Genomic DNA, 318 nt, shown 5'->3' on the forward strand with positions numbered 1-318 from the left:
TCCGAAGGTAAATGCCATATTGCAGGGCTTTGCTTACCCACTATCTCTTCAGCTTGATAGCCAAGTAATAACTCGGCACCGCGATTAAAAATATTAATAATACCGTTATTATCGGTGGAAATAATGGCTATTTCTGATGCAGCTGCAAGCACATTGGTAAGTAAGGAAGCCAGTTCATTCTTTTCAAGCTGGGTATTCTTACGTTCAGTAATATCAATTCGCAGTGCAAAGCAGCGTTCAAGGTTATCGTCCGCATCCATCACAGGCGCAATGACCGTATCAAACCACTTAACATTACCCTGACTATCATGGTTACAC

Annotated in this window: 1 protein-coding gene; it reads right to left on the reverse strand. The window is 41.8% G+C overall.

Annotated elements, in window-relative coordinates; translation table 11 throughout:
- A partial coding sequence (locus AAEZ00_RS20805) for a PAS domain S-box protein (protein WP_351089779.1) occupies positions 1-318 on the reverse strand: 318 nt, incomplete at both ends.

The sequence above is a fragment of the Shewanella sp. S1-49-MNA-CIBAN-0167 genome (genome assembly GCF_040310145.1).
Lineage (GTDB): Bacteria > Pseudomonadota > Gammaproteobacteria > Enterobacterales > Shewanellaceae > Shewanella > Shewanella psychromarinicola.